This is a genomic window from Actinoplanes sp. NPDC051343, from assembly GCF_044455125.1.
GTDB lineage: Bacteria > Actinomycetota > Actinomycetes > Mycobacteriales > Micromonosporaceae > Actinoplanes.
The window spans coordinates 23,022-36,288 of sequence record NZ_JBITEL010000001.1; the positions used below are offsets into that span (position 1 = coordinate 23,022).

Annotated in this window: 10 protein-coding genes; 5 read left to right on the plus strand and 5 right to left on the minus strand. The window is 68.0% G+C overall.

Annotation, left to right across the window (positions count from 1 at the left end):
• Positions 1-37: 37 nt before the first annotated feature.
• Positions 38-1,024, minus strand: coding sequence for a branched-chain amino acid aminotransferase (locus ACIA5C_RS00030; RefSeq protein WP_396049598.1), 987 nt, complete (start codon positions 1,022-1,024; stop codon positions 38-40).
• Positions 1,025-1,302: 278 nt separating this feature from the next.
• Positions 1,303-1,770 carry a hypothetical protein gene (locus ACIA5C_RS00035; RefSeq protein ID WP_396049600.1) on the minus strand — a complete coding sequence of 156 codons (468 nt, stop codon included), beginning with the start codon at positions 1,768-1,770 and terminating at the stop codon, positions 1,303-1,305.
• 89 nt (positions 1,771-1,859) lie between these two features.
• Between ACIA5C_RS00035 and ACIA5C_RS00040 the strand changes: the two genes are divergently transcribed.
• From ACIA5C_RS00040 to ACIA5C_RS00060, 5 genes are read left to right on the plus strand one after another with little or no spacing between them, the layout of a single operon-like run.
• Positions 1,860-2,633, plus strand: coding sequence for a thioesterase II family protein (locus ACIA5C_RS00040; RefSeq protein ID WP_396049601.1), 774 nt, complete (start codon positions 1,860-1,862; stop codon positions 2,631-2,633).
• Positions 2,630-4,387, plus strand: coding sequence for a non-ribosomal peptide synthetase (locus tag ACIA5C_RS00045; protein WP_396049603.1), 1,758 nt, complete (start codon positions 2,630-2,632; stop codon positions 4,385-4,387). The genes ACIA5C_RS00040 and ACIA5C_RS00045 overlap by 4 nt, the downstream gene beginning before the upstream one ends.
• 14 nt (positions 4,388-4,401) lie before the next feature.
• Positions 4,402-6,336, plus strand: coding sequence for a B12-binding domain-containing radical SAM protein (locus ACIA5C_RS00050; protein WP_396049604.1), 1,935 nt, complete (start codon positions 4,402-4,404; stop codon positions 6,334-6,336).
• 30 nt (positions 6,337-6,366) lie between these two features.
• A complete protein-coding gene (locus tag ACIA5C_RS00055; RefSeq protein WP_396049605.1) occupies positions 6,367-7,524 on the plus strand; it encodes an acyl-CoA dehydrogenase family protein in 1,158 nt (385 codons plus the stop codon).
• Complete coding sequence (locus ACIA5C_RS00060; RefSeq protein ID WP_396049607.1) at positions 7,521-8,609, plus strand: ornithine cyclodeaminase family protein; 1,089 nt, start codon at positions 7,521-7,523, stop codon at positions 8,607-8,609. The genes ACIA5C_RS00055 and ACIA5C_RS00060 overlap by 4 nt, the downstream gene beginning before the upstream one ends.
• Positions 8,610-9,297: 688 nt before the next feature.
• Here ACIA5C_RS00060 and ACIA5C_RS00065 read toward each other — a convergent pair.
• From ACIA5C_RS00065 to ACIA5C_RS00075, 3 genes are all read right to left on the minus strand, one after another.
• The gene (locus ACIA5C_RS00065) at positions 9,298-10,368 is read right to left on the minus strand and encodes a MupA/Atu3671 family FMN-dependent luciferase-like monooxygenase (protein WP_396049609.1); all 1,071 of its coding nucleotides are present in this window, start codon (positions 10,366-10,368) and stop codon (positions 9,298-9,300) included.
• Positions 10,369-11,167: 799 nt separating this feature from the next.
• Entirely contained in the window at positions 11,168-12,358 is a 1,191-nt protein-coding gene (locus ACIA5C_RS00070) for a tryptophan dimethylallyltransferase family protein (RefSeq protein WP_396049611.1), read from the minus strand.
• A gap of 490 nt (positions 12,359-12,848) precedes the next feature.
• Entirely contained in the window at positions 12,849-13,154 is a 306-nt protein-coding gene (locus ACIA5C_RS00075; RefSeq protein ID WP_396049613.1) for a hypothetical protein, read from the minus strand.
• Positions 13,155-13,267: the final 113 nt, after the last annotated feature.

Genomic DNA, 13,267 nt, shown 5'->3' on the forward strand with positions numbered 1-13,267 from the left:
ACCGTCAGCCCCGTGTGCGCTGGCGAATCATGGCAGTTCAAGGTTGGGGAACGGTTGTGGAATTACTGCGACCTCGTCGTTTCGACTCGGAGGAGAAGCGCCGCGCGCTCACACCACCCGCCGCATCCAGCCGTAACGGTCCGCCACCCGACCGAACTGGATGTTTAGAAGGTGCTCGCGCAGCGCCATCGTCTGCTTGCCGGGAAGCCCCCACCGACCGCGTGAGCCCAAACTCGGCGGCCAACGACAGCACGGCGTCGCGGGTGACACCGTCGAGAATCGCGCCGAGGGCGGGAGTGACCAGGAGGCCGTCCCCGGTCACGAGGAACACGTTCATCGTGCCCGCCTCTTCCAGATTCCCCTCTCCACCGGTCCTGTCCAGGTACAAAACCTGGTCGCAGCCGTGCTCGGTGGCCTCGATCTGGGCCGCCATACTCGCGGCGTAGTTGCCGCCGCACTTCGCGTCGCCGGTGCCACCGGGAGCCGACCGGGTGTAGCGGCTGCTGATCCAGAGCGTCACCCCGTTGTGGCCGGAGGGGAAGAGGGGGCCCGCGGGCCAGGCGATGACGGAGTAGACGGCCCGCTCGGGGACCCGGAGAGCCGTGAACTCATCCGCTGCGAACATGAAGGGCGTAAGTAGAGGCTCTTGTCTCCGGCGTCGGCGGAGGGGCACCCACTGCTCGTCGGCGCGGACCAGGGCCTCGATGCTGGCGAGGAAGTCCTCCTCCGGCAACGGTGGGAGGGCCATCCGCCGCGCGGAGTGGGCGAACCGCCGCGCGTTGACTTCCGGGCGGAAGAGGAACACCCCGCCATCGGCGTGGCGGTAGGCCTTCAGCCCTTCGAAGATCTCCTGACCGTAGTGCAGCACGGCCGTTCCCGGGTGCAGCGTGAACGGTTCGAGCGGACCGACCTTCCGGTCCCGCCAGCCTTTCCGGACCGTCCACGTGGCCGACGCCATGTGGTCGGTGAGATGCCGGCCGAACACCGGCGAGGCGACGATCTCGGCGCGTGCGGAGTCGGGCATGGGAGCCCGGGAGCAGGTGAGCGGATAGCGGGGACTGGACACGGGGCACTTGACCTTCCGCCGGGAGAGTCTGGATCAGGTCGCCCTCGGCGATTCGGAAATGGTCCGGTCCAGCCGGTCACGCCGGGATAACGCGGGTCTCCGGCCGACTCCGGGCAGGGTGAGGTCGCACGCAATCCGCCGACATAATGCCCCCGTTGTACGCCGACTGTGGCAGCCGAACCGCGTAAGTTCCGGACCGTATCCACGAAGATCGTCGATGTCAAGGGTTGCTATCCCTACCCGATGTAGCTACATTGGCGGGCGCGCATTGGTAATGCCAAGAGAAAACCGTGATAATCAGCGAAATAAGGATGATCATCAGGGCCGTATATACACTCCGGTCCGCGATGTCGTCGGGCCAAGACACCGCATCGAGATAGTTCATCGTCCTCGACGGCTGTGTCGCCCTGACGCTCGAGGGCGAGACCTGGGCGTGGCCGGGTGGCGAGACCTTCGTCATCGGCGATCAGGAAGAACACGCGGCGGTCCTGGATCCCGGCACATATGTCATCGAAATCTTCCAGGAGTCCGATCGTCACCGCGCGGTCAAATGAAGTGACGTCGATAAAGGTGTTCAACTGCGCGGGCGACGCAGTTGAACACCGTACAGCGGGCCTGTCCGCCCTTGACTGCCGCCCCGCAAGAACGCCATGATTCGGCTCGATCAATGGAGCCGGCCGGGGCGGCCGCCGCATGAGCGACATGGCGCGCTTCCATAAGCTCGAAAACAGGAGTCCACCGTGTGCCACATTTCGCCGGCCGGTGACGGAACGATTCGGCATCGGGGTGACTGATGCCCTCAAAACGCGATTGGTTGCGCATTTACCATCCCCGGCCGGACGCCCGGGTCCGGCTCGTGTGTCTTCCTCCGGCGGGCGCGAGCGCTCCATTCTTTCGCGGCTGGGCACCCCTGCTGCCACCCGAATTCGAGCTGATATCCGTCCAGTATCCCGGCCGCCTGGACCGCATTCATGACCAGGCCATATCCGCCATGGACACGATGGCCGACGCGGTGGCCGAGGTCCTGCTGCCACACGCGGATCAGTCGCTCGCGCTCTTCGGCCACAGCATGGGCGCGGCGGTGGCCTTCGAGGTCGCGAAGAGGCTGTCCGGCAACCCCCGTACCCGGCTGGCCGCACTCTTCGTGTCCGGCTATCCGGCACCCGCACGGCGCCGCCGTACCGCGTTTCACCGGTCCCCCGACTCCGTTCTGATCGAGGAGCTGAACCGGCTCGGCACGATCGACGAGACGCTGTTGGAGGACCGTGACCTGTTGGCGCCGTTTCTGCCCCCGCTCCGATCCGACTACCAGATCGTCGAGACCTACCGCCCGGCCGCCGCATCGCCACTCACGGTGCCGATCACCGCGCTCATCGGCGATGACGACGACGAGACGCCGGAGGCGGCCACCCGGGCCTGGCAGGAGCTGACGGCGGGAGATTTCCGCCTCGAGCGTTTTCCCGGAGGCCATTTCTATCTGAGTGAACGCCCGGCGGACGTCGTCGCGCTGGTGGCGTCGGAGTTGTCGAAGGCCGACGCGGTGGCATACGAGGAAGGGCTGGCATGAACATCCGACCTCCGGTTCCCGAACGAGTGCAACGGTTTGTCGAGCGGCAGCCCGACCGGGTGGCCCTGGTGGACGGGCCGGTCGTGGTGACCTATGGAGAACTGGGCACGAGGGTCGCGTCGCTGGTCCGTACGCTGCGCGGGCGAGGCGTCGCGCCGGGCTCGGTGGTGGGGCTGGGCCTGGAACGCTCCGCCGAGCTGGTCATCGCGGCGCTGGCCGTCATGACCGCCGGCGGCGCCTATCTCGCGCTCGACACGACCCAGCCCACGGAACGCACGAACCACATGCTGAAGGAGTCCGGGACGAGCCTGGTGCTCACCCGGAGCACGGTGTGGCCGGGGTCCGCGGAGCTCCCGGTGGAGACGCTGCACCTCGACCGGCTCGACGCCGGCCAGGGGCACGAGGCGGCGCCGGACGCTCCCCCGGCCGCCGGGAACGACGACGTGGCGTACGTCAACTACACGTCCGGGTCCACCGGCCGGCCCAAGGGGATCCTGGTCGAGCACCGCGGACTGGCCAATCTCGTGGACTGGTACCTGGAGGCGTACGGAATCACGGAGCGTGACCGGCTCACGCAGCTGGTGCGGCCGTCGTTCGACGCTTTCGCGTTGGAGGTCTGGCCCTGCCTCGCCGCCGGCGCCGCGCTGCACATCGTGGACTCCCCGCTGCTGCGGTCCCCCCGCGAACTCGTCTCCTGGCTCCACGAGACCGGGGTGACGACAGCCTTCGTGCCCACCCCGCTGGCCGAGGAGCTGCTCGACCTGGAGTGGCCGCGGCGGGAGGACGGCACGGTGGCCCTGCGCACCATGCTGGTCGGCGGCGATCGCCTCCATCGGTATCCCCCGCCGGGCCTGCCCTTCCGGCTCTGCAACAACTACGGCCCCACGGAATGCACGGTGGTGGCCACGTGGGCCGAGGTCGTCTCCGCCGATGGGGCGGACGGCGGTTTCCCGCCCATCGGGCGCCCGATCCGCAACATCGTGGCCTACGTTCTCGACGAGAACCTGCGCCCGGCCGGGCCGGAGGCGCTCGGTCAGCTCTACCTCGCCGGAGCCGGCCTGGCCCGGGGATATGTGGCGAACCCGGATCTCACCGAGGCCCGCTTCCCGGCGGACCCGTTCAGCTCCGACCCCGGCGCCCGGATGTACGCCACCGGGGACGCCGTGCGCCGGTCGGCCGACGGCACGCTGCATTTCTGCGGCCGGACCGACGATCAGATCAAGCTGAGAGGTTTCCGCATCGAGCCCGCCGAGGTCGAGGCGGCGCTGCTGAAGGACGCCTCGGTCCGTTCCGCCGCCGTCGTGGCCCATCACCAAGAACTCCTTGTGGCGTATGTGGTGGCGCCCGGCGCCGATGGGGACATGCTGCGCAAGCGGACCGCTGAGATCCTGCCCGATTACATGGTCCCGGCCGCGATCGTCTGCGTGGACGCGCTGCCGGCCACCGCGAACGGCAAGATCGATCGCGAGGACCTCCGCGCGCGGCCTCTGCCGCAGGAGTCTGAGGCCGGTGGCGGCGTCACCGAACAGCCGGGGGACGTCGACCCGGAGCTGGTCGCGCTCTGGTGCGAGGTGCTGGGCCTGGAAACCGTCGACCCGCAGCAGGACTTCTTCGACATCGGAGGGGACTCGCTGCGGGTCATCCGCCTGGTGAGCAAGGGCCGGCGCCGCGGAATCACCATGCGACCGGAGGACATTCACGAGCATCCCGTGCTGAGCGATCTCGCGGCCGTTCTCCGCAGCCGACAAGGGTAGTACGGGGGGATCCGATGAAAACCAAACGTGTCACGCTCGTCGAGCTGTCAGTCTACGAAAACACCGTGCCGCTCGTCTCGGGTTACCTTCAGGCGTACGCCTGCCAGGATCAGGCGATCGCCGACTACTACGACTTCGACATCTACACCCGCGGCCTGCGCGGTGAGATCGACCAGCTGGAAGAGGACCTGATCGGTCGCGAGAGCGACATCTATGCCTTCAGCTGCTACATCTGGAACATGGGCGTGGTGAAGGAGCTGTTGCGGCGGCTCCTCGAGCGTCGGCCGGACGCCCACTACCTTCTGGGCGGCCCGCAGGTGATCAACCGCGCGGCGGAATACGTGGCGCCCGAGCACACCCCCGTCGTCGTGTGCAACGGCGAGGGCGAGCAGCCGTTCTACGAGTTCCTGCGCACCATGGCGACCGACGAGCCTGATTTCGACCAGGTGTCCAGCGTGAGCTACTGGGCGGACGGCCAGCTTCGCACGACGGAACTCACTCCGCGGTTGAAGCACCTCGACGAGCTGCCTTCGCCGTTCGCGGCCGGCATCTTCGACGGAGGCGAATACACCTTCACCGTGCTGGAGACCAACCGCGGATGCCCCTTCCACTGCGGCTTCTGCTTCTGGGGCGCGGCGACGAACTCGAAGGTGTACAAGTTCGACGAGGACCGCGTCCGGGCCGACATTCAGTGGATCAGCGAGAACTGTATCGCCAGCGTCTTCATCGCCGACGCCAACTGGGGGCTGTCACCGCGCGATGTCGACCTGAGCAAGCACATCGTCGCCTGCAAGCAGGAGTACGGATTCCCCACGTCCATGGTGATCGCCGCGGCGAAGAACCGGCCGGAACGGGTCGCCGAGATCACCGAGATCCTCATCCAGGGCGGTCTGGTCACGAGCCAGCCCATCTCGCTGCAGACCGTCACCACGGATGCTCTGCGACTGATCGAGCGCGAGAACATCCGGGAGACCACGTACATCGACCTGCAGCGCACGCTGACCGAGAAGAACATGAGCTCGTTCATCGAGATGATCTGGCCGCTGCCGGGTGAGACCCTGGCGTCGTTCCAGGCGGGCGTCGCCCGGCTCTGCCGCATGCGAGCGGACACGCTGACGATCTACCCCCAGCTGCTGTTGCCGAACACGTCACTGTACGAGAAGCGGGAGACCTTCGGCATCGAGGTGGTCCGGGCGCCGGATGACCGCGCCGAGGCCGACGTCGTGGTCGCCACCAAGTGGGTCACGGCCGAGGAATGCGTGGAGGGCACGTGGTTCTACTACGCCGTTCAGAGCTTGTACAACGCGCGAGCCGGGTACTACCTCGCGCGGTACCTGGACGACCAGGGCATCCAGCCGTTCGACGAGTTCTTCGCCGCGGCGAGCCGGTTCCTCCAGCAGCGCGACGACGAGATCGGCCGGTTCGTCGCCCGTTCGGTGTCGACCGCGGACAACTACGATCTGCTCAACATCGGGCAGGCCGCGCACCTGGTGCTGCATTCGCACCGCGACACCTTCGACCGTCTCCTGTACGACTTCGCCCGCTCCCAGCCGTGGTGGTCCGACCCGCTGGCCCGGTGCGCACTCGACATCGACCTGGTCGCGCGGCCGTACATCTACAGTGAGGCGTTCCGGCCGCCGACCGTATCGGCCAGCGAGGTGCGCTGGGTGGAGCCCACCGAACGGGGCGTCACCATCGAGCTCCCGGCGAGCATGAGGTCACTTCCCGGGCAGCTGGGCCTGGCACCGCCGGGATCCGACGCCGTCCGCCTCCGCGTCGAGCATCCCCGCGAAGGCAAGATGCCGCACCCGCGGTTGCGCGACGACGCGCACAACGCCGCCTATTGCCACGTGATGATCCAACGTCTGCGTACGTTGATTCCCAGGGTGTCCGTGCTGGATGGGGTCGCCGGCAACGAGATCAGCGCTTCCAGCAAGCAGCCGGCATAGCCGCTCCACCAGACCGGAGGCCGATACCCCGTGCAGCGTGAGATCTTCGACAGCGACCATGAGGCGTTCCGGTCCCTGGTGCGTACGTTCATCGCCCGGGAGATGACACCGAACCTGGGCAAGTGGGAGGCGGCGGGGGTCGTCGACCGGTCCCTGTGGCTGGCCGCCGGCCGCGCCGGCATCCTGGCTCCGGACATCAGTCCGGAGTACGGCGGTGCCGGAGTGACCGACTACCGCTACCACGCGATCCGGAACGAGGAGCTGGCGCGGGCCGGTACGCTGAGCCCGGCCTTCAACCTGCACAGCGAGGTGGCCGGCGGCTATCTGACCAGCCTGGCGACCGACGAGCAGAAGCGACGGTGGCTGCCCGCCTTCTGCTCGGGCGAGGCCATCAGCACGATCGCCATCACCGAGCCCCAGGCGGGCAGCGACGTCTCCGCGATGCGCACCACCGCCCGGCCGGACGGTGACGGGTTCGTCCTGCAGGGACAGAAGACCTTCGTCACGCACGGCCTGGTCGCCGACAACATCATCGTCGTCGCCCGGGATCACGGCGACCGGCAGGGCGAGGGTCAGCGCACGTCACCGGCGAGCCTGTTCGTGGTTCATCCGGACATGCCCGGCGTCGTTCCCGGCCGCCCCATACCGAAGATCGGCCTGCATTCGCTCGACACCATCGAGCTCTTCCTCGACAACGTACGGGTGCCGCGGGCCAACCTTCTGGGCAAGGAGGGCATGGCGTTCGTGTACCTGATGCAGAACCTTCCCCGCGAACGCCTGTCCATCGCGGTGTCGGCCCTCGCCCTCGCGGAGCGGCTCTTCGAGGAGACCCTGGAGTACTGCCGGCAGAGAATCGTGTTCGGTCAGCCCCTGACCGGCCACCAGCACGTCCGGTTCCAGCTCGCCGAGATGGCGACGGAGCTGGAGGTGGCGCGGCCATTCACCGACCGGTGCATTGTGGAGCACGACCGTGACGCCCTGCTCACCGAGGAGGCCTCGATGGCGAAGTGGTGGAACACCGAGCTGTGCAAGAAGGTCAGCGATCAGTGCCTTCAGCTGCACGGGGCGTACGGCTACAGCTCCGAGGGTTTCATCGGCCGGGCCTTCGTCGACGCGCGCGTGCAGACCATCTACGGAGGGACGACCGAAATCATGAAGGAAATCATCGGTCAGGCGATCGCCCTATGACGTCGCACCCGGAGCCGGCCTGGTCGGGCCCGGCCGGTGACGGCCTGCTCATCCTCGACGGTCGCGCCGTTCACGATCTACTCACGCCCGCCGAGGCGATCGACCTCATGGACCGGGTCTTCCGCGACCACAGCGCGCGTCGGTCCCCTCAGCCGCTGCGCGGCGTCCTCGCCGATGACGACGCCGGAGCACTGGCGACCATGCCCGCCGTCGTTGCGGGCCCGGACGACGACCCGGCGGCCGCGTTCGGCGTGAAGGTCATGGTCATCAAGCCTGGAAACGCGAAGTACGGCATGGGCCCGCACAGCGGCGTTGTCCTGGTGTTCGACCCGGCGACCGGGGCGCCCAGCGCGGTCATCGACGCCGTCGCCGTCACCGCTCTCCGCACCGCGGCCGCATCGGCCGCCGCAACCCGCGCGCTGGCCGTCCCCGGCGCCGGCGTCCTCGCCGTCCTCGGCGCCGGCACGCAGGCGCGCAGCCACATCGCGGCCATGGCGGAGGTGATGCCCGCCCTGCACGAGGTGCGCATCTGGAACCGCAGCCCCGAGCGCGCGCTCCGCCTCGCCGACTGGGCCCGCAAGACGCTTCCGGCCCTCGACGTCCGGTGCACGGCGGACGTCGGCCAGGCCGCGCGCGGCGCGGAAGTCGTCTGCACCACCACGGCCAGCAGCCGGCCGTTGCTGTCGGCCGACATGCTCGTCCCCGGGACCCATGTCAACGCGATCGGCGCGAGCTTTCGCGGCAAGCGCGAACTGGACACTTCCGTCGTCCAGCGGGCCGGCGTGTTCGTGGACAGCCGCGAATCCGCCCTCAACGAGGCCGACGACCTGCTGATACCCCTGGAGGAGGGCCGGCTGACGGCCGACTGCATCCGGGCCGAGATCGGCGAGGTACTGTCGGGCCACCATCCGGGACGGACGAACGCCGACGAGCTCACGGTCTTCAAGTCGCTCGGCATCGCCGCGCAGGACGTCGCGGCGGGGCACCTGCTCCTGCGGCGTGCCCGTCAGGCGGGGGCCGGGATCCGGGTGCCGGTGATCGGCGTCGAACCCGCCGCTGGCACCTCGGAGCGCCCAGGACCGTAGCCAGTCGGCTCATCGTCGGACAGCGATGAACGTCGCTGCCTGCCGAGCGATCGCCCGTAACGACGCGTCCGGACTCTGCCGGATCAGCTCACCCGCCCGCTCCCGGCCCAAAGCACCGTTGTTGGGGCACCTCGGCGAGCAGCCGCACCTGCTCGGCATCCTCACCACCGGAACGCGGCGTAGCCGACACCACGGACACACCATCCCGGTCACCACACCGCTTCCGGTTCCCCGCGAGGTTTCCTCGTTGGGCGGCCATGACCGTCCGGTCTGACGCCGGCGAGCGCGAGCAAAAAGGGTCCATGCGATCGCGACGCTCGTGACCATGCCGACGTCGTTTCTGTCGGCGACCGTCTACCAGGTCGCCGACCTGCCGGGACGGCTGCAGTCCCTCGCCCAGTGAAACCCGATGACTGTTCTGGTCACCGCCCTTTGGAAGCTGTGGGGCGACCCGACCGGCAATCTTGTGGATCCTGCGCTCCCGCTGCGGCATTCCGTCCAGTCGTCGGTGCTCACGTTCTCGGGCCTGGGGTCGCCGTCGTCCCGCTGGCGACGCGGGCCTACGACGGGCCGTGTGGCGGGGTAAGGGGCTGCCGGTCCGCGTCCCGTCTGCGCCGGCCCTGGGTCTCCAGCAGGGTGTCCCGGGGCCTCTCAGACGCCCCGGGACAGTGGTTGCCCACGGGGGCCCTCAGCGCCCGGCGTACGCACGCCAGGTGTCGTGCAGCCGGGCGAGGTGCTGGAAGCTGTCCACGACCTGGTCGGTCGCCACGCCGAAGTCCACCAGGCACGCGACCTCGTCCACGCCGACGTGGGCGAGCTGCTTGAGCATGGCCATGCAGTCCTCGACGGTCCCGAACATGCCGCTGCTCTCGAAGTACCGGTCGAAGGCCTGGGCCACCAGAAAACGGCGGTCCTCCTCGCTCACGTTCTTCAGCTCCCGCATCATCGCGGCGCCGTCGGCGCCCGCGGCCTCGGCAGCCTTGACCAGCAGGTCGAAGGAACTGGCGAGGTAGCGGGAGAACGGCTCGCGCACGGTCTCCCGCACAGCCTCGCGGTCAGTGCCCACGAAGGTGTGCAACATCAGTGACACGTGGGCGCGTCCCCCGTCGCCCTGGTGCTCCTGGTATGCCGCCCGGTACTCGGCGATTCGCTGTGCCAGCGTCCCGATCTCCTGGCCCAGCAGGTGGGTGAGCACGCCCAGGCCGTGCCGTCCGGCCAATTCGAACGTCGCCGGGGAGCCGCCGCTGGTCAGCCATAACGGCAGCTCAGGCTGAACCGGCGGCGGGAACATCGTCAGCGACACCGACTCGCCCGCGCCGTCGACGAGTTCGACCGGCTCCCGCCGCCACAGCCGGCGAATCGTGTCGATCGTGTCCATCAGCGCGCTCTTGCGGGTCTCGTAGTTCTCCGGCCGCAACGCGAAGTCGGCGGCGTGCCACCCCGAGGCGATGGCCACCCCCGCCCGCCCGTTGGAGAGGTTGTCGACGACCGACCACTCCTCGGCGATCCGCATCGGGTGGTGCAGCGGTGCCACCACGCTGCCGGCCCGCACGGCCACCCGCTTAGTCACGGCGGCGACCGCGGCGCCCGTGACCGCGGGATTGGGGTACAGGCCGCCGAAGGCGTGGAAGTGGCGCTCGGGGGTCCACACGGCGGTGAAGCCGTGGTCGTCGGCGAAGCGCGCGCCCTCCAGCAGTAGCCGGTAGCAGTCCTGCCGCTCGGTGTCGTTGTTGGCGAAATAGAAGAGGCTGAAGTCCATCCGCGTCCCCGAATCGTGTGAACGTGGTGTGCAGTTGGGTGAAGGCGGACGCCGGGTCGCCGCGCCTGACCACCCGGCGAGCCGGAGCCGCGCCGATCGTGGGAATGCCACCGTAAGGCGCGGAACTCGCCCTGGCAATTTCCCGGGAAGGGTCTTCAGCCGCCAGCCGTGCGGCACCACAGGTGTTCACGTCGTACTGCTGCAGCTGAACAGCACGGTCCAGCGCGATCGTCGACGTCCTGGCGCCGCGATCGCCACCACCGATCTCCACAGTGGATGTCGCCGACCCCGAACGAAGCCGGCCACCTGAAGACCCGCCTGGCCGGCATCGCCACCGCCCTCAACGCCGACCAGTGCCCTGAGTCATCAATTGCTGTCCAGTGGCTAGGGCTGATGCCTAGTCCGATTGCTGCCGCGGTGACGTTGTCCGACGGTGAGCTAACCGAGTTCGTGGCGTGGTCGCGCCGGACGACGACGTCCAACGGCGCACCGGGTTTGACGGAGACATTCGGGACGGTCGAGGTAGCGGCCGACGACCTCGCGAACCTGGTCGATGAACTGCGGGTCTCTCGACTGCTTCCCGGTGTCCTGCCGGTGCGTTTCGTCCAGCAGCCCATTGAGCCGGCCGACGGCGACGACGGCAACGTTCTCTCGCCGCTCAATCTGTGCTCCTGTCCACACCGGATGCTGCGGAAGGACGCCACGGCGGCACGCCGTCCTCGGCTACTCGGGAACAGAACTGTAAGACCGGCGGCCGTCCGACCTTTGCGACGGGACTCGCCTCCACGGAATCGTAGGATCACGAGGGTGAGGCGGTCACTGCGGCGGGAACCGGCGGGAAGCCGTGTCCGGCCCGGACGTGGCCATTCTCGTCAGGTACCGGCACGTGAACCGGGAGACGGAAGTAGACCCCGATGTCGGTGGCCGCCGATCCCCGGGTGCGGAAACTCAGCAGTTCGACCAGACCAGACGTTTGATGCGGATCTCGCGGGGCCAAAGCAGCAAGGACACGGCGGAACGCATCCGCACCGACCTGTTCGCCTTCCATCACCGTGACAATCCGATCGGCAGCGGCCTGGTCGGTCTCCGCTGAGCCCGGCAGACGCAGGTACAGGTTGGCCTCTCCCGGAAGACGGTCGCCGGAACGGAATGCCAGGCCGGTCATAGGTTCGTTGCCTGGGTCGCCGGCCGAGGCGCCGTACACGAGCCGCATAGCGGCAGCTGCCCGGTGCGGGTCGTGCAGAGAGGCCAAACCAGCTACCTGATTTATGCCGTCGACACCACCGAACCGGTGCCGGAAGTACACCTTTACTCGGGCACGCGGATCCGCGCCGAGGTCGAGCGCCACGTAGTCCAGGTCGGCGCCTGCGGCTACCAGCTCCGCTCTCCGTCCGGACACCACCTGCCAGGGAACCCCTAACCCAAGCCTGTGCATCATATCCGCGACGACCGCCCACGCGTCACCGCCGATCCACGGGTTGAGGTACACCTTGTACTGCGGGTCGATGGCCGGCTGTACCGCGAGCGACAGCCACACTCCCGACCGATGCGGGTGGGGGTCAGCCGCGGTGAACAGATTTTCGATGGCCAGATACCGGTCGATCGCGACCCCGGGACGGCCAGCCAGACCCCGGACCAGCGCGCGCCCTTGCTGCTGAGCGCGGTAAGCGGAGTCTGCAGCGGTTGCCGGCTCGAACAGGGTACGCACCTCCGGTCGCCCGCCGCGCCAACTGAACGACAGTTCGGCCGGGAACCCGTCGGCGGAGACGAACGACGGGCGCTCACAGTTTGCGGGTATCGGCCGCTCCGCCCAGGGGCGGAGCAGGTCGAGCAGGGCGGCGTGACCGGTGCTCGCACGAGCATCACCGAACGCCGCCGCGCACCCGCGCATCCACAACGCAGAAAGGAACGTCAGGTAGGTTTCTTCGGGCTGGACCCGGAATAGCTGGTGCGTTTGGATGGGGGTCCCGCTTCGGTCGGCCACGTTCATCAGGATCAATGTGGTCCCATAGTTTCGTCAACAATCCGAGGCCCCTCAGTTCAAGGGAATGATGTCGAACCTGGCCTGGCAGTAGTGCCGATCCTTTCCAACCTGACCTTGCCTCCGGTTTGAGGGACGAGCGAGCCGCTGAATTGACGCGGCTAGACGTACGCTTAATGCTTTGCGGCGGTCGACTGTTTCGTAGTCAGAGGTCACCCTCGACAAGGGCATGCGGGTGTTGTCGCGCCACCCGTCAGCGTGTAGTAACGCACTCCGCATGGTGCCTTCGAGGAATATCCCGCCTTAATCGTTATGCGCGCCCTCGCGCTGAAGGAGGTATCCCATAGAATGCGCCGGTCGGTGCTCGCCGAGAGCGTCAAGACTGGCCACACGCCGCCGGCCAGCACGAGCAACGTCGTCGGGCCGGAAGCAGGGCCAGCGGTGCGACGGGGTCACCAGTCTGTGATAGCGGATACGGGATCCGGAACGTCGACGTAGTTCATCGGACCACCTCGTGCCTGCTCGTGGTGCTTGCCCCGCGTGGCGAACTCAGGGCGCGCACGATGCGCGCGTAACCGACCGGCATGAGCCGGACTTGCAGATCGGCCACCTTCGCGTTGGCCGTGATGAGTACACGAGCTTTGCGCTTCGCGACCGCGCGCAGCATCTGTTCCGCGGCCTTGTCCTCAGCAGCCGGGGCGAACGGGCTTGCGGTTCGGCTCGATCTCGTCTGTCGCACCTTGTCGCCGACCAGTGCGTTCTCCGCGAGTCGGGTACGGATGCCGCCTGGGTGCACGGTCGTCACGCTGACACTCGATCCATTGACCGACTTCGCAATCCGGTAAGGACATGGCCGCAACATAAGCGTTGGCGGACCTGCGCCGCCACACTCACCCTGGAGCACCCAGGAACGTAGCC